This window comes from Micrococcus sp. R8502A1 (genome assembly GCF_006704135.1).
Classification (GTDB): Bacteria; Actinomycetota; Actinomycetes; order Actinomycetales; family Micrococcaceae; genus Micrococcus; species Micrococcus luteus.
Genome location: NZ_VIGS01000030.1, coordinates 1 through 20,543, shown reverse-complemented (window position 1 = coordinate 20,543; position 20,543 = coordinate 1). Strand labels below are relative to the sequence as shown.

The following is a 20,543-nucleotide window of genomic DNA, read 5'->3' as shown; positions in this document are numbered from 1 at the left end:
ACGCGCGGCGGCCGCTCCCTCACACGAGGGGGCGGCCGCCGTCGTCGTGGGGCGGTTGTTCCGGTCAGCGCTTGCCCCAGCGGCGCTCCTGCGCCTGGGACAGCTTGTCCTTGACCACCTTCACGACCGTGTCCTTGGCGGGCACGGCCACGTTGTCCCGCAGCGGGACGGCGACCTTGTCACGCACGGTCTCGAACGCGGAGGCCGCCACGGCGCCGACCTGGGCCAGCTTCGACTCACCCTCGGCGTCCGAGGCTCGGGTCTCGTCGCGGTCCGCCCGCAGGTCCGGGAGGGCGGCGCCCTCGGTGTCGTCCTCGGCGGGCTCCTCATCCGTGGGGGCGGAGGAGGTGGAGGTGTCCGGGGCCACGGTCGTGGGCGTCGACGACGTCGGCGCGGCGGTCCCGGCAGTCCCGGCGGTCCCAGCAGTCCCGGCGGCCCCGGCGGCTGCCGCCGACTGCGCGGCGCGGGCCTCGCGGCGGGTCGCCGGGGTGGTGTCCTCCGCGCGGCCGGACGAGGCTGCGGTCGGATCCAGCTCCGGGGTGCCGCCCAGGGGCGTGGCCGGCGTGGTGCCGGCGTGGGTCTCCGGGGCCTCGGCCCGGCGGGTGGCCGGGGCGGCCTCGAGCGGCGGGTGCTCAGCCGCGGGCTCGACCGCCGCCGGCTGCGCGACGTCCGCGCCGTGGTCATCGGTGCGCGCCGGCCCGCGGTCCGCCTCCGCCACGCGACCGGGCACCCCGGGCGTGCCGTCGATGCGCAGGGACCCGGCGGCCGAGCGCTCCGCCCCGTCGGCGCCGTTCTGCAGGGCCTGGTCCAACTCGGCGGCCACGACGGTGACCGAGCCGTGCGCGGTGGTGGCGACCGTGTGCGTCTCGAGGTGCTCGCCCTGCGGGACGGGGATCGCGTCCGTGGCGAACTCCTTGGTGGGGGTGTGCTCGGTGGCGACCTCGGCGGCGGGGACGGTCCCGTGCACGTGCTCGGGAGCCGGGGTGAGGTGGCTCCTGTGCTGCGGAGCCTCGGCGGCCGGTGCCGCCGGGGCGGGGGTCTCGGTCACCGGGGACGGGGAGGCCGGGGTCGCCGGGACGTCCGCCGCGGGCGTCTGCTCGTCCAGGGTGACGCCGGAGCCGCCGGCCACACCGGCCGCGCCCAGGCCCACGGTGTCCGCCTCGCGCGCCGTGCTCGGCGCCGCCGGAGCGGGGCGCAGAGTGCCCCGGGTGGCCGGAGCCGCGGCGTCGCGGCGGTGGATCTGAGCGGCGGCGTCGGCGCTCGGGGCGTCGTGCTGGTCCACGGTCACCCCGGCACCGCCGGCCACGCCGGCGACGGACTCGTCGGTCTCGCGGTCCGCCGCGGCGGTGTCGGACGCAGCCGGACCCCCGGCGGGCTTCACCGCGGCCGCGGGGCGAGCGTCCTTCTCGGCCGCCACCTCGTCCAGGCGGGAGAGGCGGGTCGGGGCCGCGGGGGCGGCCGCGGCGGCGGCCGCCTGCTCACCCGCGGTGTCCGCGCTGACGCCCCGGCGCTCGAGCCGGGTCTCGGCGGCCTCGGCCTCGGCCTCACGACGACGGCGGGAGGCGATCACCGAGAGGATGATCAGGATCAGCAGCACGACGATGATCGCCGCGATGATCCAGTAGAGGGTGGACTGTGGCATGGGGGTGCTCCTCGGTCGTCTGGGGCGACCGGCCGGGCCGGGCGCCGCGTCGTGCTTCCCGCGCCGCCGCGCGGCGGGGAACCTGGTCTTGAGGATGACACGGGGCCCGGCCCCCCGACCAGGGATCAGCCCCGTCATCCCGCGGTTCCGCGCGGCCGGCACCGCCTACCATCGACGCCATGGACACGGCAGCCCTCTCCCCCAGCCCCTCCCCCGCCTCCGGCGCGGAGCACGCCCGCGTGCTCACGCTGGCCTGCACGAACCGCAAGGGCATCGTGCACGCCGTGACGGGCGCCCTGCTGGGCGTGGAGGCGGACATCACCGAGTCGCAGCAGTACGACTCCCCGGACACCGGCGACTTCTTCATGCGCGTGGAGTTCGTGACCCCGGCCACGCGGGAGGACATCGAGCAGGCGCTCGCGCCGGTGCGCGAGGAGTTCGGCATGCGCATGGGCCTGTGGGACGCGGCGCAGCGCATGCGCACCCTCGTGATGTGCTCCAAGGACGGGCACACCCTCAACGACCTGCTCTTCCAGCAGCGCGCCGGCACCCTGCCCATCGAGATCCCCGTGGTGGTCTCGAACCACCTGGACCTGCAGCCGCTCGCCTCCTTCTACGGCGTGCCCTTCATCCACGTGCCCGTCTCGAAGGACCCCTCGAGCCGGGACTCCAAGGAGGCCGCGGAGGACCGGCTGCGCGATCTGATCGCCCAGTTCGACATCGAGCTGGTGGTCCTGGCCCGCTACATGCAGATCCTCTCGGACGAGCTGTGCCGGGACCTGGCCGGGATGGCCATCAACATCCACCACTCGTTCCTGCCCTCCTTCAAGGGCGCCCGCCCCTACCACCAGGCGCACGAACGCGGCGTGAAGCTCATCGGCGCCACCGCCCACTACGTGACCGCCGACCTGGACGAGGGCCCGATCATCGCGCAGTCCGTGCAGCCGGTGACCCACGCCCAGACCGCCGCCGACTTCGTGGCCCGCGGCCGCGACGTCGAGGGCTCCACGCTCGCGCAGGCCGTGCGCTGGCACGCCCAGCACCGCGTCCTCGCGGACGGCCGGCGGACCGTCGTCTTCAGCTGAGCCCGGGACGACGGCGCCACGCGGCGCCGTCGTCCTGCCCGCCTAGGCTGGTGGCATGGCCCACATCATCACCGTCGCGGGTGCCACCCCGCGCATCCACGAGTCCGTCTTCCTCGCCCCGACCGCCGCGATCACCGGCGACGTCGAGATGGCCGAGCGCTCCTCGGCCTTCTACGGCGTCTCCGCCCGCGGTGACTCCGCCCCCATCCGCGTCGGGGCGGGCACCAACCTGCAGGACAACGTGGTGCTGCACGCGGACGAGGGCTTCCCGTGCACCCTGGGCGCCGGTGTCTCCGTGGGCCACTCCGCCGTGGTGCACGGGGCCACCGTGGAGGACGACTGCCTGATCGGCATGTCCGCCACGGTGATGAACGGCGCGGTCATCGGCGCCGGTTCGCTCGTGGCCGCCGGCGCCCTGGTGCTCGAGGGGACGCAGGTCCCGGCCGGCTCGCTCGTGGCGGGCGTCCCCGCGAAGGTCCGCCGCCCCCTCACGGACGAGGAGCGGGAGGGCCTCAAGAAGAACGCGGCCACCTACCTGCGGCTGTCCGCCGCGCACCGGGACGCCGTCGCCGGCTGAAGCGGGCCCGGAGGATGTGGGACGGTGGGCACCATGCCCACCACTTCCGCTCTCCCCCGCACCCGACCCGACGACGTCCCCGAGCGCCTGCTCGTCCTCCCCGCGGCGCAGGACGTCGCCGGCACCCCCTACGCCCACGCCCGTCGGCTGGCCGAGCAGGCCGTGGCCGACGTCGGCGGCGCCGCCGTGGCCGAGGGCGACACCTCCGCCACGGCCCTGCTGATGGTCCGCCCGATCGCGGTCGATGCGCTCGCCGCGGCCCTGGCCGCCCACCCCCACGTGAGCTGGGTGCAGCTCCCGTTCGCCGGGATCGAGCCGTTCGTCCCCCTCGTGCGCAGCCGCCCGGACATCGTGTGGACGTCCGCCAAGGGCACGTACGCGCCGCCGGTGGCCGAACACGCGCTGCTGCTCACCCTGGCCCTGCTGCGGGACCTGCCCGCGCGCGTCCGCGCCACCACATGGGGCCCCTCCTCCGGTCGCACCCTGAACGGCCTGACCGCCGTGGTCGTGGGCGGCGGCGGGATCGCACAGGAGTACATCCGCCTGCTCAAGACCTGGGACGTGCACGTCACCGCGGTCCGCCGACGCGCGGGCGACGTGCCCGGCGCGGACCGCACCGTCACGACCGACCGCCTCGACGAGGTCCTGCCCGGCGCGCAGGTCGTGATGATCGCCGCGGCGGCCACCGAGGAGACCCGCGGCATGTTCGACGCCGACCGCCTCGCCCTCCTGGACGAGGACGCCGTGCTCGTGAACGTCGCCCGCGGGGCGCTGGTGGACACGGACGCCGTCGTCCAGACCCTCGCGGCGGGCCGGCTGCACGGCTACGGCACGGACGTCACCGACCCCGAGCCCCTCCCGGACGGCCACCCGCTCTGGACCGAGGAGCGCGCCCTCATCACGCCGCACACGGCGGACACCCCGGAGATGTGCGTCCCGCTGCTCCACGCGCGGGTCGAGCGGAACCTGCGGGCCCGCGCGGCCGGGACGGAGCTGGAGGGCCTGGTGGACGCCGAGGGCGGATACTGACCCGCCCCCGGCGTCCCGCGGCGCCGGCTCAGCGGCGCGGCGCGTCCGCCTCGTGCTCGGCGGCGTCACGCTCGGCCGCCATCTCGATCTGGCGGCGGCGCTCCTCGCCGGCCCGGCGGGTCAGCTCGGCGCCGACCTCCGGGTCGCGGGTGAGGTTCTCACCGGTCGTCGGGTCGAACAGGTGCACCCGCGTGGTGTCCACCCACAGGCGGGTCGGCGTGCCCGGCCGGGCGCGGGACTCGCCGGAGAGGGTGGCCACGACGACGGGGCGCAGCTCATCCGCATCCAGGTCCTTGGCCAGCGCGGAGAGCATCTCGGCCACGGCCGGGTCCGGCTCGAACTCGATGTAGCCGTACTGCTCGTGGCCCAGCCACTCCAGGTGCGTGAGCGTCGCGTCGAAGGTGGAGCCCCGGTCGCGGCGGCTGTCCTCCACCAGCTCGGCGTCCTCGAAGAACTCCGGCCGCAGGCCGAGGAACACGATGTCCCGCCCCTCGGCGGCGCGGGCCTTCTCGGGCGGCACCGGGATGTCACCGATCGGCGAGGACAGCACGTGGCCGCCCTCCTTCTGCTTCAGCGAGGCGGGCAGGAAGTTCATCGACGGCGAGCCGATGAAGCCGGCCACGAACAGGTTGAGCGGCTGCTCGTAGAGCTCGCGCGGGCTGGCCACCTGCTGCAGCTCGCCCTTCTTGAGCACGGCCACCCGGTCGCCCAGGGTCATGGCCTCGGTCTGGTCGTGCGTCACGTAGACGGAGGTCGTGGCCAGGCGGCGCTGCAGCTGCGAGATCTCCGCGCGCATCTGCCCGCGCAGCTTGGCGTCCAGGTTGGACAGCGGCTCGTCGAAGAGGAACGCGTCCGCCTCGCGCACGATCGCCCGGCCCATGGCCACACGCTGACGCTGGCCGCCGGAGAGGTTGCCGGGCTTGCGCTCGAGGTGGTCCTCGAGCTCGAGCACGCGGGCGGCGTCGCGCACCTTGCGGTCGATCTCCTCCTCGGAGGGCTTGTGCTCCTTGATCAGCCGCAGCGGGAAGGCGATGTTCTCGTACACCGTCAGGTGCGGGTACAGCGCGTAGTTCTGGAACACCATCGCGAGGTTGCGGTCCTTGGGGGCCGCCTCGTTCACGCGGCGGCCGTCGATCAGCATCTCGCCGTCGGTGATGTCCTCGAGGCCCACGATCATGCGCAGCAGCGTGGACTTGCCGGAGCCGGAGGGGCCCACGAGGATGACGAACTCGCCGTCCTCGATCTCCAGGTTCACGTCCTTGATGGCGTGGAAGCCGTCGTCGTAGGTCTTGTCGATGTGGTTCAGGGTGATGGAGGCCATCGGGGGGTCCTTTCGGGAGGTCTCGTGTGCGGGCCTCAGCCCTTCACCGCGCCGTTGGTCAGGCCGGCCACGATCTGACGCTGGAACGCCAGCACCAGGATCACGATCGGGATGGTCACGATGATCGCGGCCGCCGAGATGGCCCCGGTCGGCGACTCGAACTGCGAGGCGCCGGTGAAGAAGGCCAGGGCGGCGGGCACGGTGCGCGCGGTCTCGGTGGAGGTCAGGGAGATGCCGAACACGAAGTCGTTCCAGGCGATGAAGAAGGCGATGATCGCCGTCGTGAAGACGCCGGGGGCGGCCAGCGGGACGATCACCTTGCGGAACGCCTCGAGCGGGGTGGCGCCGTCCACCTGCGCGGCCTGGTCGAGCTCCCACGGGATCTGGCGGAAGAACGCGGCCAGGGTCCAGATGGAGATCGGCAGGGTCAGGGACAGGTAGGGGATGATCAGGCCGACCCACGTGTCGTACAGCCCGAGGGTGCGCCACATGTTGAACAGCGGCGTCACCAGGGAGATGACGGGGAACATCGAGACCATCAGGGACACCGTGAGCACGATCCGCTTGCCCGGGAAGTCCAGGCGGGCGATCGCGTAGGCGCACAGCGTGGCCAGGATGACGGCGATGATCGTGGCGATCACGGTGATGCCGATCGAGTTGCGCAGCGCCGTGAGGAACAGCTCGCGCGAGCCGCCCACGAAGATCTCCTCGTAGTTCACGGTGGACCACTGGGTGGGCAGCAGCTTGCCGTTGGCGAGGTCGGCGGGCGTCTTGAAGCTGGTCGCGAAGATCGAGAACAGCGGGAAGAGGCACCACACGCCGATCACGACGGTGAGGATCCACCACAGTGCGGTGGCCTTCCCGGTGCCGCGACGGTGGGGCGCGCGGCCCTCAGGCGCGCGGCCCTCGGGGGCGGGAGCGGATGCGGCGGTGCTCACTTGGAACCTCCTCGGTCGGCCAGGTCCACCTTGAAGCCCTTGACGGCGATGACCGCCATGAGGGCCACGCACAGGAACAGGATCACGGAGACCGCCGAACCCATGCCGATCTCGAGCCGGCCGATGGACGTGCGGTAGGCCAGCAGCGAGAGGACCTCGGTGCCGTAGGCGCCGTTGGTCATGATGTAGATGGAGTCGAAGATGCGGAACGCGTCCATCGCGCGGAACAGGACGGCCACCATGATCGAGGCCTTCATGTTCGGCAGGATGACCAGCTTCATCCGCTGCCACCACGAGGCGCCGTCGACGGAGGCGGCCTCGGTGAGGTCGCCCGGCACCTGGGCCAGGCCGGCCAGCAGGAGCAGGGAGATGAACGGGGTGGTCTTCCAGATCTCGGAGAGCATGATCACGAACAGCGCGGTGCTGCCCTGCGCGAACCAGTTCAGGTCCGCGTCGACGCCCGGCAGCCACTCGAACCAGGCGTTGATGTAGCCCGAGTCGATCGAGAACATGTAGAACCACGCGAACGCGGAGACCACGGTGATGATGCCGTACGGCACCAGGATGATCGTGCGGATCAGGCCGCGGGTCTGCTTGATGGCGTGGTGCATGGCCAGGGCCAGCAGGAAGCCGAGGATGAGCTCGACCACCACGGTCACCACGGTGATCAGCAGGGTCACCCCGAGGCCCTTCCAGAACACGGGGTCCGTGAGGATCACGCCGTAGTTGCCCAGGCCCACGAACTCGCGGTCGCCCGGCGCGGTGAGCCGGTACGTGAACAGCGAGTCGTAGAGGGCCTGCAGGATCGGGTACAGGACCACGAACAGCATCACGAAGAACGCGGGGCCGGCCAGGAGCCAGCCGAGACGCGCCTCGGACTTCGCGCGCTGGGACTTCACCCGGCGGGGGCGACGACCCTCGGCGGCGCGCGGGGTGGATGCGGCGGGTGCGGTGTCGACGTGGCTCACAGCAGACGCTCCCCTCTCAGGACTTCCTGGATGAAGTCGTCGGTCTCGGCCGGGGTGGACTCGGAGACGCCCGACGGCGGCGCGTAGCGCTGCTGGATCGCGGTGGAGACCTCGTTGTAGTACGGGGTCTGCGGCCGCGGGGCGCCGAGTTCGAGGGACTCCCGGATGGTGTCCGCCATGGGGTACTTCTCGGCGACCTCGGGGGCGTCGTAGGCCGCCGGGTCGGCGGGCGGGTTGCCGTTCTCGACGAAGTACTGGCTCTGGTGCTCGGTGGTGGTGATGCAGGAGATCGCGTCCCAGGCGAGGTCCTGGTGCTCGGACTTCGCGCCCACCCCCAGGTTGATGCCGCCCACGGGCGGCGCGGCGTCCTTGCCCTCGACGGTGCGGGGGTAGACGGCCCAGCCGATGTCCTCGGGCAGGTCCTCCGGCAGCGAGCCCTCCTCCACGGAGCCGAGGGTGGCCGGCCAGACGAACGGCCAGTTGACCATGAACGAGCCGTTCTTGCCCTGGAAGAGCAGCATGGAGGCGTTCTCGTCCTGCGTCGGCAGGCCGGCGCTGCCGAGACCCTCCTTGCCGATCGTGGAGATGATCCGGGCGGCCGTGCGGCCGGCCTCGGAGTCGAGGTTCGTGGTGACCTCGTCCGTGGGCGCCTCGGCGTTGGGGACGATCTGCTCCCCGCCGCCCTCGATGAGCGCGTTGAGCCACACGGTCATGGACTCCGCACGGGCGCCCTGGACGGCCAGGTCCTTGTCCTGGCTGCGGGCGGCCTCGATCAGCTGGTCCCACGTGACGGGCCGGGACATGTCCAGCCCCGCGGCCTCGGCGACCGACTTGCGGTACCAGAGCAGCTGCGTGTTGGCCCAGAACGGGACCGTGACGAGCTCGTCCTTCCAGCTGGCGGCCGCGAGCGCGCCCTCCAGGGCGTTGTCCTTCGCGTACGCCTGCATCTCCTCCGGCACGGGGGCCAGGAAGCCGGGCTCGGCGAGCTCGGGGACGAACGGCGGGTCGAGGGACATGATGTCCATCGACGTGTCGCCCGCGGCGAGGCGGCGGGTCAGCTGCTCGCGCTGGGAGGCGGCGTCCGTCGGAAGCATGGACGTCTCGACTCTGTACCGGCCGTTCGCGGCGTCGGTGCACTGGGCGGCGATCTTCGCCTGCCCGCCGTCGTCGGGGTTGGTGTACCAGGTCAGGGTGGGCGTCTGCTCGGCCGGGGCACACCCGGCCAGGATCAGCGCGCCCGCGGCGACGGCGCCGGCCAGCGTGGCCCGGCGCCGTTGACGTGCCCGCGTGTCGTGTCTCACAAGTGGAACCTCAATCGATGCGAGTCGGATGTGACGGCCATCATCACGCATCACAGCGATTCCTGCACGTTTCGCGGACCCCTTTCTCAGCGGGCGCGGCGGTTCGTCCGGGCGGTCGGCTCCGCGGCGGCGGGATCCTCGGGCCACGGGTGCTTGGGGTAGCGCCCCCGGTTCTCAGCGCGGACCTGCGCGTAGGGGCCGGCCCAGAAGGAGGGCAGGTCGGCGGTCACGGCGAGCGGGCGACCTGCCGGGGAGAGCAGGTGCAGGACCACCGGCTCACGACCGTCCGCGACAGCGGGGGTGACACGCGCCCCGAAGAACTCCTGCAGCTTGGCGGCGACCACGGGCGGGGTGTCCTCGTGGACGGCCGGATAGTCCACGACGACGGCGCGCCCGCTCGGCACGGGCAGGCGCTCGGGGGCGAGCTCGTCCAGCCGGCCCGCCTCCGGCCAGGGCAGGGCGCCGCGCAGCAGCGCCTCGGCGTCCAGGCGTGCGAGGGACCGCCCCGCGGCCAGGTCGGCCGCAAGCCCGTCGACCAGCGCGTCCAGGCCGGGCAGCGCCGCGTCCGAGAGGTCCGGCCACGGGGCGCCGAGGACGCGGTGGAGCAGGTGCACCCGGCGGCGCAGGCGTTCGGTCCGACCGCTCGGGTCGAACCGGGCGAGGCCGTCGGCGGCGAGTGCGGCGCGCACGGCCTGCGCGGCGGCGTCGGGGGCGACGGGGGCCGGCGTCTCCGCCAGCACCAGCGCGCCCAGCCGGTCCACGCGGCGGCCGGTGAGCCGGTCCCCGCGCCAGTCGGCGGTGTCCTCGGTGCGCCGCAGGCCCGCGCCGGCGAGCTCGGCGAGCGTCCGGTCGATCGGCGCGGCCGCGCGGATCGCGGCACCCGTGCCGGCAGCGTCCCCGGCCACGCGGGCGACCTCGGCCACGGCCAGCCACTCCTGCCCCGCCAGGCCGCCGCCGGCGGCGTCGCGGGGCAGGGCCGCGCGGGTGCCGGAGGCGAGCAGGTACGCGCCCGCCTCCCCCGCGCGTCGGGCGATCCACGCGGGGAAGGCCAGGGCGGCCACGAGGCCGGCGGGGTGCCGCCGCGCGGCCGCCGTCGCCTCGGGCCCGGGTTCGTCCGGCGCCCGCGTCTCCGGGGCGTGGTGCGCGGGCCGACGGGCGAGTCGTTCCAGTCGATCCGCCTCCCGGCGCCAGCGTCCGGCCTCCGGATGCCGGCCGTCCCGCACGGCCGCGACCAGCGCCTCGAGGTCGGCCCCGGGGGCGCGCAGGTCCAGGGCGAGGGCCGCCGTCGCCTCAGCCGCGGGGCGGGGCCCCGTCCACGGTGCCGCGCGCAGGAGGGCGTGGCCGAGGGGCGGGTCCAGGGGCAGCTCGGCCAGGACGGCGCCGTGCGGGGTGATGCGCCCGTCCGCGTCCACCGCGTCGAGGGAGGCGAGCGTGCGCTCGGCGGCGGCCATCGCGTCGGCCGGCAGGTCCTCGGGCAGGGTCAGCCCGCGGCCGCCCGGGGCGCCCCACGCCGCGAATGCCAGGGCCACCGGCGCGAGGTCGACGACGGCGAGGGCCGGCGTCGGGGCTGCGGGCGCGGTGCCCAGGGCCGCGGCGGTGTGGCAGCGGACCACGGTGCCGGGGCCGAGGCGGGCGGCGCGGCCCGCCCGCTGGCCGGCGGCCGCACGCGATGCTTGGACGGTGACGAGACCGGCCATGCCCCGCCCCCGGTCCCGGCGCGGCTCGCGGGCCAGGCCCGAGTCGACGACGAGGCGCACCCCCGGCACGGTCAGCGAGGACTCGGCGACCGCCGTCGCGACGACGACGCGCGGCACGGCGGGGTCGGCGCGGCCCGCGAGCGCGGCGTCCTGGTCGGCGGGTTCCTGGCGGCCGTGCAGGACGCGGACCTCGGTGTCCGGGGCGAGCGCGGCGATGCGCCCCGCGACCGCCTCGACCTCGGCCACGCCGGGCACGAAGACGAGGGCGTCCACGGTCGGGTCGGCGTCGAGCGCCTCGGCATGGGCGCGCGCGGCCGTGGCCGCGACGTGGTCGAGGAAGGCCCGGTCCACGCGGCCCTCGGCGGTGAGGCGGTGGCCGCGGAAGGGGGCATGCTCCTCGCGCAGCGGGTGCAGCACGGCCGGGGTGGAGACCACGGGCAGGGGCGCCTCCTCCCCCATGCCGCGGGCCCAGCGGGCGGCCAGGGCCGCCGCGTCCACGGTCGCGGACATGGCCACGAGCACGAGTTCGGGGCGCAGCTGCCGCAGGTCGGCGAGGAGGGCGAAGAGCACGTCCGTGTCCAGATCCCGCTCGTGGACCTCGTCCAGGACCACCGCGTCCACGCCATCGAGCCCGGGGTCGGCGAGGAGGCGGCGCAGCAGCAGGCCCGGGGTCACGAACTCGACGGCCGAGGCCCCGCCGCCCACCGCGTCGCCGCGCACGGCGTACCCGACGGCGGCGTCCGCGAGCCGAGCCTGCGCGTCGGGGTCGGCGCCGGGCAGCACGTCGGCCGCGGCGGCCAGCACCGCCGTGCGCAGCCGCCGCCAGGCCGCGCGCACCGCGACCCGCCGCGGCTGCGTGACCAGGACGCGCCCGCCGCCGTGGTCCGCGAGCCGGACCGCGAGCGCGGGCGGGACCACGGTGGTCTTGCCCGTGCCCGGGGGCGCCTCGACGACGGCCGCCCCGCGCGCGTCCAGTGCGTCTTCGAGCTCGGGCAGGGCGGCGGCGAACGTCAGGCCGGTGCTGAGGCGGCCCAGAGCGGCGGAGAGGCAGGCGGGGACGGAGACGGGATCGACGGGGGTGGGCATCGGGACCCATTGTGCCCGCCTCCGTCGCGCTGTCCCGGGGCCGCCCCACTGACTAGGCTGTGACCCATGACCACACCCGTCCAGGAGCACCTCGATCGCCTCACGTCGGCCCACGCGGGTGAGGGGGAGGTCCCGGACGGGCTGGGCGTCGCGATGCTCATGGTGGACGGGCACCGCTACGTCTCCGGATCCATGACGGCCGTGCCCCTGGCCACGCTCGCCTCTCCCCTGTTCCACGCGCAGGCCCTCGAGGACCTCGGCGCGGTGCGGGTGGGCGAGCGCGTGGGAGCCGCCCCCGTGCGCGACCTGGACCATCGGGTCGAGGTGGACGCCGTCACGGGCCTGCCGCACAACCCGCTGCAGAACGCGGGCGCGGTGGCCACGGCCTCCCTGGTGAAGGGCCGCGGTGGCCGCGACCGCACCGCACGCATGATGCAGCTGCTCTCCGCCCTGTTCGACCGCGAGGTCACCGTCACGGAGTCGGCCGCGCGTGCGGAGAACCGCGCCCAGCATCACACCCGGTCCGCTGCCTGGCTGATGAAGTCCCTCGACACGCTGGACGCCGACCCCGAGACGCTGCTCGAGGACATCGCCACGGTGCGTGCCGCCGCCGTGACCGTGGAGGACCTCTCCCTGCTCGCCGGCACCCTCGCGCACGGCGGTGTCCACCCCGTCACCGGGGACCGGGTGCTGAGCGAGGAGACGGTCCGCGGTGTGCTGTCCGTGATGGACTCCTGCGGCATGGACACCCGGGACTCCCGGTGGGCGTACGACGTCGGCCAGCCCGGCTGGGCGTCCACGCGCGGCGGCACGGTGCTCGTGGTGGTGCCGGGCCACCTCGGTCTGGCGCTGCAGTCGGACACGACGGACGAGAACGGGCTCGGCGCCGCGGCGATGGCCGCCCTGCGGACCATCGTCGAGGACTTCGAGCTGCACCCGTCGGTGGTCACCGGTTCCCCGCGCGCGGCCCTGCGCACCCACTACCGGATCGATCAGGCGCCCTCGGGCACGGTGCGCAGCGCCGTCGTCCTCGAGGCGCTCGGGCGGTTCGCGGACACCGTGCACGTCATGGAGCTGGGCGGTCACCTCGGCTTCAGCCAGGTGGACGCGATCGCCCGCGTCAGCCGCGGTCTGCCGGAGGCCCTCGAGACGCTCGTGGTGGACATGCGCTCGGTCAGCTCCATCTCCCGCCCGGCCCGGTTGCTGGTGGCCCAGTGGTTCGCCCGCGCGCTGGGCAACGGGCTCGACGTCGTCGTCGTGGACCGGGACGCCGCGGAGATGAAGGAGCTGATGGCGGCCGTCGAGGAGTCCGTGGAGGTGGACCTGCCGGAGCCGCTGCAGGATGAGGCCGAGGGGGTGGACCCCGCCGCCGGGGGCGCGCAGTTCGTGTTCTTCGACTCCCGCTCGCGTGCCGCCCAGTGGGCCGAGCAGCGGCTGCTCTCCCGGCACGCCCCCCACCTGCTGCCGCGGGACGCCCAGGAGGCGGCCGTAGCACCCCTGCTGCAGCACCTCTCCGCGGACGACGCGCGTCTGCTCGAGTCCATGATGGACGAGCGGGTCTACTCGGACGGCCAGATCATCCGCCGCGCCGGCCAGCCGTTCGGCGGCATCTACGTGATCGTCTCCGGCACCGTGGAGCTCTCGGGTCAGGGCACGGGCAGCCGCCGCGTGCGCCGCACCCTGCTCACCCCGGGGATGACGTTCGGCGAGATGGCCCTGGGCCAGCCCGGCCGCCAGCCCTCCACCGTCCGCGCGCGCGGGCCGGTCACGGCGCGAGTCCTCACCGCCCAGGTGATGGTCGCGCTCCAGGAGGGCTTCCCCCAGCTGGCCCTGGCCCTGTGGGAGGCGCTGGCCCGCGACGCGTTCACCGCGCTGGGCCAGCTCATCCGGGAGACCGGCGCGCTGCAGGACTGACGACCCGCGGGGGCAGCGTCCCCGTGGGACGCTGCCCCCACCCCCGTCACCGCCCGAGGACGTGGCGCAACGCGCCCTCCAGTTCGGGGTCGCGCATCTCGTAGCCGGAGGAGACCAGCCGGTCCGCCACGACCTTCTGGTCCGCCGCGACGGTCTCCACCCGGCCCTCCTCGCCCAGCAGCAGGCGCGGCCCGGCCTCGGGCACCGGGATGAGAGCGGGCCGGCGCAGCACCCGCCCGAGCACGGTGGCGAACTCCTTCGCCGTGACCGGCTCGGGCGCCACCGCGTTGACCGGGCCGGTGACGCCGTCGTCGAGCACCGCGTGGGCGAAGGCCCCCGCGATGTCATCCGCGCCGATCCAGCTCAGCCACGGGCTGCCGTCGTGGCTCTCCCCGCCCGAGGTCGCGACCGGGCCGCCGAGCCCCGCGAGGAACAGCGGCAGCACCTGCTGCAGCATGCCCCCGGCCGGGCTCAGGACCACGCCGGTCCGCAGCATCGCCACCCGGATGCCGGACGTCTCGGCGCGTCGGGCCTCGGCCTCCCAGTCCGCGACGACCTCGGCGAGGAAGTCGTCCCCGGGCTCCAGATCCTCGACGAGGCCGCTGCCGAACGGGCCCGTGCCCGCGTCCGCCCCGTAGTACCCGATCGCCGAGCCGTTCACGAGTGCCCGCACCCGCGCGTCGTCCCCCTCCCGTGCGGCAATCCGGGCGAGCGCGTCCACGAGGGTGCGCGTGCCGCGCACGCGCGAGTCGTGCACGGCCTCCTTGTGCGCGTCCGAGAACCGGCCGGCGATGGGCTCGCCCGCCAGGTTCACGACGACGTCGGCCTCGGCCAGGGCGTTCTCGTCCACGGTCTCCCGGCCGGGGTCCCACAGCGCCGCGTCCAGCGCGCCGGCCTTCTTCGGGCTCCGCACGAGCCGGATGACGCGGTGGCCGCCGGTGGTGAGCAGGGCACAGAGCTGCCGGCCGATCAGTCCGCCGGACCCCGTCACGGCGACCGTGCGAGCCGGCCCGCCGACGAGGGGGCCGGGATGGGCGGCGTGGAAGTCCAGGTCATCGGCCATCACGCGGGCCCGATAGGCGAACTGGCGGCCCAGCTCCGCCTCGAAGGCCTCGTGGGTGCGGCGCGAGGCCGCGCTGCCCAGAGCAGGCACGCGGGCCACCAGGGACTCCCCCGGCAGGGCGTACTCGATGTGGTCCGTCACGACCGTGCCGCGCCGGCCGTCCGCCGTGTCCGCCTCACCGGGCGCGGCGTCATCGAGCAGGTGGGTGTGCCGCCAGGAGGCGAGGGGACCGGAGACCATCTCGTCCCGGAACATGCGGCCCTCCTCGTAGGCCGTGTGGCGGGCCCGCCACGGCACCGCGGGCGCGGCCCCACCGGGCAGGCGGGAGGCGACGGCGTCCGGCAGCAGGCCGGTGAGCATCCCGTGGGCCGCGCCGGCGAACAGGCCGGCCGCCCCGGGGGCCTGGATGCGCAGCCGCGACTCGGAGCCCACGCGGAGGCCGTCCGTGGGTCCCTGGACCACCTCGCCCGCGAAGGGCGGGGTGAGCCGCTCCAGCGCGCCGGGGTTCTCCAGCCAGCGGAAGACCACCTCACGCGGGTGGCGCAGGAGGGTGCGATGCTCGAAGACGCGGATCTCGGTCATGGACGCCAGCCTGACACAGGGAGGGGACGCGCGAACACCTGTCCGGGCCGGGCCGTGCAGGACAATGAGGGGATGGACCTGCTTCCCGAGCTGCGCTGGACCGCCGCCGCCCTGCCCGCCACCGAGCTCACCCTCGTGGCCGTCTTCTCCCCCGAGGACCAGACGGTGCGCGCCTCCGGCGTGGCCGTGCCGGGGGACTCGCAGCCCCCCGCCGCCGCGGTCGGGCGCCTCCTCGAGACGCTCATGGACCGGCTCGTGGCCCTGGACCCGGAGACCGCCGACCGCGAGATGAACCCGCGCCCCGTGGAGCCGCGTCCGGGTGTTTCCCAGCCCGTCGCCGACGCCCTGGCCGCCTACGCCGCGGGGGACGTGGTCGCGCTGGACGCCCTCGACGTCACCCAGCCGGGCACCGCGTTCCGGCAGCGGGCGTGGCGGGAGCTGCGCGGCATCGCTCCCGGCTCCCCCGCCACCTACGGCGGCCTGGCCGAACGGTGCGGGGCCCCGCGGGCCGTGCGCGCGGCCGGCGGGGCGTGCGCCGCCAACCTGGTGGCCGTCGTCGTGCCCTGCCACCGCGTGGTGCGCGCCGACGGCGCGGCCGGCCACTACCTCTACGGCACCGCCGCGAAGCAGGCCCTGCTGGCCCACGAGGCGGCCCACGCGGGCTGACCACCCCTCCCCCCGGGCAACGCGGGTTGAGTTGTCACGGGTCCGGGGCTCGAACACCCGCGACAACTCAACCCGCGTTGCGGGCGGGGAGCCGTCTCGGGTGGCCGGGTGGCCGGGGGTCGGCGTCGGGCGCCGGGGAACGAGAAGGGGCCGGGCCGCGCGCTCCACGCACGCGGCCCGGCCCCAGGCGCTCAGATCGTCAGACGGAGAGCTTGTCCACGATCGCGTTGAGCGTCGCGGACGGACGCATCACGGAGGTGACCTTCTCCAGCTCCGGCCAGTAGTAGCCGCCCAGGTCCACCGGGGAGCCCTGCACGCCGTTGAGCTCGGCCAGGATGGTCTCCTCCTGGGCCCCCAGCTCCTCGGCGATCGGCTTCGCCGCGGCCGCCAGCTCGGCGTCCTCGGTCTGCTTCGCCAGCTCGCGGGCCCAGTACAGCGCCAGGTAGAAGTGGCTGCCGCGGTTGTCCAGCTCGCCGACCTTGCGCTTCGGGGACTTGCCCTCGATCAGCAGGGTGCCGGTGGCGGCGTCCAGGGTGTCCGCCAGGACCCGCGCGCGGTGGTTCTCGTTCGCGACCGCCTCGTGCTCGAAGGACACGGCCAGCGCGAGGAACTCGCCGAGGGAGTCCCAGCGAAGGTGGTTCTCCTCCAGCAGCTGCTGCACGTGCTTCGGGGCGGAGCCGCCCGCGCCGGTCTCGAACAGGCCGCCGCCGTTGAGCAGCGGGACGATCGACAGCATCTTCGCGGACGTGCCCAGCTCGAGGATCGGGAACAGGTCCGTGTTGTAGTCACGCAGCACGTTGCCGGTCACGGAGATGGTGTCCTCGCCGCGGCGGATGCGCTCCACCGAGAGCTTGGTGGCCTCCACCGGGGAGAGGATGCGCAGATCCAGGCCCTCGGTGTCGTGCTCCTTGAGGTACTCCTCGACCTTCTTGATGAGCTCGCGGTCGTGGGCGCGGGTCTCGTCCAGCCAGAACACGGCCGGGGTCTGGGACGCGCGGGCGCGGGTCACGGCCAGCTTCACCCAGTCGCGCACCGGGACGTCCTTGGTCTGGCAGGCGCGCCAGATGTCGCCGGCCTCGACGTCGTGGGAGAGCAGGGTCTCCCCGGCGGAGTTCTTCACGGCCACGGTGCCCGCGGCGTCCATGATGAACGTCTTGTCGTGCGAGCCGTACTCCTCGGCCTTCTGCGCCATGAGGCCCACGTTCGGGACGGTGCCCATGGTGGTGGGGTCGTAGGCGCCGTTGGCCTTGCAGTCGTCGATCACGGCCTGGAAGACGCCGGCGTAGGAGGAGTCCGGGATGACGGCCAGGGTGTCCTGGGTCTGGTCGTGCTTGTTCCACATGCGGCCGGAGTTGCGGATCATGGCGGGCATGGAGGCGTCCACGATCACGTCGGAGGGCACGTGGAGGTTGGTGATGCCCTTGGCGGAGTTCACCATGGCCACGTCCGGGCCGTTCTCGTAGGCGGCGGCGATGGCGGCGCGCACACCCTCGGCGGTCTCGGCGTCGAGCTTGTCCAGGCCGCCCTCGATCGCGGCGAGGCCGTTGTTCGCGGACAGGCCGGCGGCGGCCAGCTGCTCGCCGTACTTCTCGAACAGCTCGGAGAAGTAGGCCTTCACGACGTGGCCGAAGATCACCGGGTCGGAGACCTTCATCATGGTGGCCTTCAGGTGCGCGGAGAAGAGGATGCCCTCCTCCTTGGCGCGCTTGACCTGCTCGGCGAGGAACGCGTCCAGGGCCTTGGCGGACATGAACGTGCCGTCCACGACCTCGCCCTTGAGGACCTTCAGGCCCTCCTTGAGCACGGTGGTCTTGCCGTCCTCGTCGGTGAACTCGATCGTCAGCACGTCGGCGGCCGGCAGGGTCACGGACTGCTCATTGGCGCGGAAGTCGTCCGCGCCCATGGTGGCGACGGCGGTCTTGGAGTCCGGGGTCCACTCGCCCATCGAGTGGGGGAAGCGCTTGGCGTACGCCTTCACGGCCTTCGGGGCGCGGCGGTCCGAGTTGCCCTCGCGCAGCACCGGGTTCACGGCGGAGCCCTTGACCGAGTCGTAGCGCGCCTTCGCGTCCTTCTCCTCGTCGGTCTTCGGCTCGTCCGGGTACTCCGGCAGCGCGTAGCCGTCCGCCTGCAGCTCCTTGATCGCGGCGCGCAGCTGCGGCACGGAGGCGGAGATGTTCGGCAGCTTGATGACGTTCGCCTCGGGGGACTTCACGAGCTCGCCGAGCTCGGCGAGGGCGTCCGCGGTGCGCTGGTCCTCGGGCAGGACGTCCTTGAACGCGGCGAGGATGCGGCCGGCCAGCGAGATGTCACGGGTCTCCAGCTCCACGCCGGCGGTGCCCGCGTAGGCACGCACGATCGGCAGCAGCGACGCGGTGGCCAGCATGGGGGCCTCGTCCGTGAGCGTGTAGATGATCTTCGACATGCGGATGATCTCTCCTTCTGGCCGCACTCGAGACGCGGCCCTCGTCGGCAGGGAACGGGTGACTCCCCGCCAATCTACCCGGCGCCTCGGACGCGCCACACCGTGTGTGGCTCGGCGTCAGCGTCCCCGGCCGTCGCCGGTGCCCTCGCCGGGCCGGGCGGGGTCGCCCGGGTACCAGGGGGGCGTCGGGTCGGCGGGGGCGCCCCCCGACGACGGCGGCGTGGATCGTGACCGGCTCAGGTGCCCCGCACGGCCTGGGCGATGAAGAAGGAGACGACCAGGCCGAGGGGCTCCACACCATCGGCCCGCCCCGCTCAGCCGTGGAAGAAGTGGCGCGCCCCGGTCAGGTACAGGGTCACGCCGGCGGCCTCGGCCGCGGCCACGACCTCCTCGTCCCGGACGGAGCCGCCCGGCTGGACGACGGCCTTCACGCCGGCGTCGATGAGGATCTGCAGCCCGTCCGCGAACGGGAAGAACGCGTCCGAGGCGGCCACGGATCCGCGGGCCCGCTCGGGGGCGCCCTCCCCGGAGACGTTCTCCGCGCCGCCGGCGCTGCTCACGTCCTGCCCGCCGGTCTGCGCGGCGCCCAGGGTGTTGGCGCGCTCGACGGCCAGGCGGCAGGAGTCGAGGCGGTTGACCTGGCCCATGCCCACGCCGACCGTGGCGCCGTCGTGGGCCAGCAGCACGGCGTTGGACTTGGCCGCGCGCACGGCGCGCCACGCGAAGGCCAGGTCGGCCAGGACGGCCTCGTCGGCGGCGGGGCCGGCGGCGAGGGTCCAGGTGGCCGGGTCGTCGCCGTCCGCGTCCACCGCGTCCGCGATCTGCAGCAGCATGCCGCCGGAGACCTGCTTGGCCTCCACCGCGTCCCGCAGGAAGCCCTCGGGCAGGCTCAGCAGGCGCAGGTTCTTCTTGGCGGAGAGGATCTCCAGGGCCTCGGGTTCGAACGCCGGGGCCACGACGACCTCCGTGAACACGTCCTTCACCTGGGCGGCCATGGCGGCGGTGACGGGGCGGTTGGCCGCGATCACGCCGCCGAACGCGGAGACCGGATCGCACGCGTGGGCCTTGGCGTGCGCCTGCGCGATGTCCGTGCCCTCGTCCGTGACGGCCACGCCGCACGGGTTGGCGTGCTTGACGATCGCCACGGCCGGGACCGGGTGGTCGAAGGCGGCGCGCACCGCGGCGTCGGCGTCCACGTAGTTGTTGTAGCTCATCGGCTTGCCGTGCAGCAGCTCGGCCTGCGCGATGCCGGGGGCCGCCGAGGAGTCCAGGTACAGCGCCGCGGGCTGGTGCGGGTTCTCGCCGTAGCGCAGGATCTGCGCGCGCTCGAGGGAGAAGCCGGCGTAGGGCGGGAACACGGGGATCTCGTCGGCGTGGATGTCCTCGCCGAAGTGGGCGGCGGTCCAGGCGGCCACGGCGTTGTCGTACGCCGCGGTGTGGGCGAAGGCCAGGGCGGCCAGGCGCCGGCGGGCGCGCAGGTCGAAGCCGCCGGACTGGGCAGCCTGGACGACCTCGCCGTAGCGGGCCGGGTCCACGACGATCGCCACGGACGCGTGGTTCTTCGCGGCCGCGCGCACCATGGACGGCCCGCCGATGTCGATCTGCTCGACGACGGCGTCCTCCGCGGCGCCCGAGTTCACGGTGTCCACGAACGGGTAGAGGTTCACGACGACGAGGTCGAACGGCTCCACCTCGAGCTCGCGCAGCTGGGTCACGTGGTCCTCGCGACGACGGTCGGCCAGAATGCCCGCGTGCACGCGCGGGTGCAGCGTCTTCACGCGGCCGTCCAGGCACTCCTGGAACCCGGTGACCTCGGCGACCTCGGTGACGGGCACACCGGCGGCGGCGATGCGCTGGGCGGTGGAGCCGGTCGAGACGATCTGCACGCCCGCGGCGTGGAGCCCGGTGGCGAGCTCCTCGAGGCCGGTCTTGTCGTACACGGAGATCAGGGCCCGCTTCAGGGGCACCGTGTCCAGGACGGTGGTGGTGGGCTGGGCAGAGGTCACGAGGGGGCGCTCCTTCGAGGGGGTCCGGGTGTCCTCCAGCATAGGCCGGGCCGCATAATGGCCCAGGCCGCCTGGGCCAATAAGTCGTCCGGCATATGCTGGAGGACACCCGGACCCCCCGGAAGGATCGCCCCCCCGTGACTTCTGCCCAGCCAACCACAACCGCCCCGGAGACGGTGCACCTGGAGAGGGCCCCGATGCCCGCGTACGACAAGAACGCCGCCGAGGGACCGCCGCCAGGGCGCA

General features: G+C 74.2%; 14 protein-coding genes. 5 read left to right on the top strand and 9 right to left on the bottom strand.

Annotated features, from left to right (window positions below; genetic code table 11):
• Positions 1 to 64: 64 nt before the first annotated feature.
• The gene (locus tag FLM69_RS07125; protein WP_141843656.1) at positions 65 to 1,642 is read right to left on the bottom strand and encodes a hypothetical protein; all 1,578 of its coding nucleotides are present in this window, start codon (positions 1,640 to 1,642) and stop codon (positions 65 to 67) included.
• A 179-nt stretch (positions 1,643 to 1,821) separates the two neighbouring features.
• On the opposite strand from FLM69_RS07125, the gene purU reads away from it, so the two are divergent.
• Genes purU through FLM69_RS07110 form a run of 3 tightly spaced genes read left to right on the top strand, consistent with a single transcriptional unit; the run spans position 1,822 to position 4,333 of the window.
• Complete coding sequence (purU, locus tag FLM69_RS07120; RefSeq protein ID WP_036314586.1) at positions 1,822 to 2,727, top strand: formyltetrahydrofolate deformylase; 906 nt, start codon at positions 1,822 to 1,824, stop codon at positions 2,725 to 2,727.
• Between the two features lie 55 nt (positions 2,728 to 2,782).
• Positions 2,783 to 3,304 carry a gamma carbonic anhydrase family protein gene (locus FLM69_RS07115; RefSeq protein WP_036314590.1) on the top strand — a complete coding sequence of 174 codons (522 nt, stop codon included), beginning with the start codon at positions 2,783 to 2,785 and terminating at the stop codon, positions 3,302 to 3,304.
• 33 nt (positions 3,305 to 3,337) lie between these two features.
• Complete coding sequence (locus FLM69_RS07110) at positions 3,338 to 4,333, top strand: D-isomer specific 2-hydroxyacid dehydrogenase family protein (protein ID WP_220478934.1); 996 nt, start codon at positions 3,338 to 3,340, stop codon at positions 4,331 to 4,333.
• Between the two features lie 28 nt (positions 4,334 to 4,361).
• On the opposite strand, the gene FLM69_RS07105 is transcribed toward FLM69_RS07110, so the two are convergent.
• The 5 genes from FLM69_RS07105 to FLM69_RS07085 form a co-directional block, all read right to left on the bottom strand.
• A complete protein-coding gene (locus FLM69_RS07105) occupies positions 4,362 to 5,654 on the bottom strand; it encodes an ABC transporter ATP-binding protein (protein WP_036381991.1) in 1,293 nt (430 codons plus the stop codon).
• 35 nt (positions 5,655 to 5,689) lie between these two features.
• Positions 5,690 to 6,592 carry a carbohydrate ABC transporter permease gene (locus FLM69_RS07100; RefSeq protein WP_080695955.1) on the bottom strand — a complete coding sequence of 301 codons (903 nt, stop codon included), beginning with the start codon at positions 6,590 to 6,592 and terminating at the stop codon, positions 5,690 to 5,692.
• Positions 6,589 to 7,560, bottom strand: coding sequence for a carbohydrate ABC transporter permease (locus FLM69_RS07095; protein WP_036381993.1), 972 nt, complete (start codon positions 7,558 to 7,560; stop codon positions 6,589 to 6,591). Before FLM69_RS07095 ends, FLM69_RS07100 begins: the two co-directional genes overlap by 4 nt.
• Complete coding sequence (locus tag FLM69_RS07090) at positions 7,557 to 8,861, bottom strand: extracellular solute-binding protein (RefSeq protein ID WP_036381995.1); 1,305 nt, start codon at positions 8,859 to 8,861, stop codon at positions 7,557 to 7,559. Before FLM69_RS07090 ends, FLM69_RS07095 begins: the two co-directional genes overlap by 4 nt.
• Positions 8,862 to 8,947: 86 nt before the next feature.
• Complete coding sequence (locus FLM69_RS07085) at positions 8,948 to 11,644, bottom strand: ATP-dependent RNA helicase (RefSeq protein ID WP_141843654.1); 2,697 nt, start codon at positions 11,642 to 11,644, stop codon at positions 8,948 to 8,950.
• 66 nt (positions 11,645 to 11,710) lie between these two features.
• Between FLM69_RS07085 and FLM69_RS07080 the strand changes: the two genes are divergently transcribed.
• The gene (locus FLM69_RS07080) at positions 11,711 to 13,558 is read left to right on the top strand and encodes a glutaminase (RefSeq protein ID WP_141843652.1); all 1,848 of its coding nucleotides are present in this window, start codon (positions 11,711 to 11,713) and stop codon (positions 13,556 to 13,558) included.
• Positions 13,559 to 13,604: 46 nt separating this feature from the next.
• Here the strand turns inward: FLM69_RS07080 and FLM69_RS07075 are convergent, their stop codons facing one another.
• Entirely contained in the window at positions 13,605 to 15,203 is a 1,599-nt protein-coding gene (locus FLM69_RS07075) for a TIGR01777 family oxidoreductase (protein WP_141843650.1), read from the bottom strand.
• A gap of 72 nt (positions 15,204 to 15,275) precedes the next feature.
• On the opposite strand from FLM69_RS07075, the gene FLM69_RS07070 reads away from it, so the two are divergent.
• Positions 15,276 to 15,869 carry a methylated-DNA--[protein]-cysteine S-methyltransferase gene (locus FLM69_RS07070; RefSeq protein ID WP_141843648.1) on the top strand — a complete coding sequence of 198 codons (594 nt, stop codon included), beginning with the start codon at positions 15,276 to 15,278 and terminating at the stop codon, positions 15,867 to 15,869.
• A gap of 199 nt (positions 15,870 to 16,068) precedes the next feature.
• On the opposite strand, the gene FLM69_RS07065 is transcribed toward FLM69_RS07070, so the two are convergent.
• Both FLM69_RS07065 and purH read right to left on the bottom strand, forming a co-directional pair.
• The gene (locus FLM69_RS07065) at positions 16,069 to 18,291 is read right to left on the bottom strand and encodes an NADP-dependent isocitrate dehydrogenase (protein WP_141843646.1); all 2,223 of its coding nucleotides are present in this window, start codon (positions 18,289 to 18,291) and stop codon (positions 16,069 to 16,071) included.
• A gap of 314 nt (positions 18,292 to 18,605) precedes the next feature.
• The gene (gene purH, locus FLM69_RS07060) at positions 18,606 to 20,297 is read right to left on the bottom strand and encodes a bifunctional phosphoribosylaminoimidazolecarboxamide formyltransferase/IMP cyclohydrolase (RefSeq protein ID WP_141843644.1); all 1,692 of its coding nucleotides are present in this window, start codon (positions 20,295 to 20,297) and stop codon (positions 18,606 to 18,608) included.
• Positions 20,298 to 20,543: the final 246 nt, after the last annotated feature.